The organism is Roseovarius roseus (assembly GCF_043355935.2).
Lineage (GTDB): Bacteria > Pseudomonadota > Alphaproteobacteria > Rhodobacterales > Rhodobacteraceae > Roseovarius > Roseovarius roseus.
Genome location: NZ_JBHFPE020000071.1, coordinates 1 through 503 on the forward strand (window position 1 = coordinate 1; position 503 = coordinate 503).

Below are 503 nucleotides of genomic sequence, written 5' to 3' on the forward strand. Positions count from 1 at the left end.
CCAGACTTGCATCGTGCATCTGGTGCGCCATTCTCTGAACTTCTGCTCTTGGAAGGATCGCAAGGCCGTGGCCGCCGATCTGCGCCGGATTTACAGTGCCCCGACCTCCGATATTGCCGAGGCCGAACTTGATACCTTCGAGGAAAAATGGGCCGGGAAATATGCCTCCATCGCCCCGGCCTGGCGCCGGGCATGGCAGGAGGTAATCCCGTTCTTTGCCTTCGATCCGGCGATCCGCAAGATCATCTACACGACGAATGCCATAGAAAGTCTGAACCGGGTGATCCGAAAATCGATCAAGACGCGCGGCTCTTTCCCGACCGACGAGGCTGCAACCAAGCTGATCTATCTCGCCATCCGCAACTTTGAAAAGGATGGCAGAAATGTCAGGGAATGGTTTGCAGCCCGCAACCAGTTCGCCATAATGTTTAGCGAGCGCTTCGACGCTTGAATATCTGAAACCGCATGGACCGGGCCAGATACACAAAGTTCATGACACTCCC

The 503-nt window shown here is 55.7% G+C and carries 1 protein-coding gene; it reads left to right on the plus strand.

Translation table 11 applies throughout. From position 1 onward, the window contains the following. Positions 1-451: transposase (locus ACEWPL_RS19510; protein ID WP_420744419.1), on the plus strand; the 451-nt coding region annotated here is incomplete at its 5' end. Between the last annotated feature and the right edge of the window lie 52 nt (positions 452-503).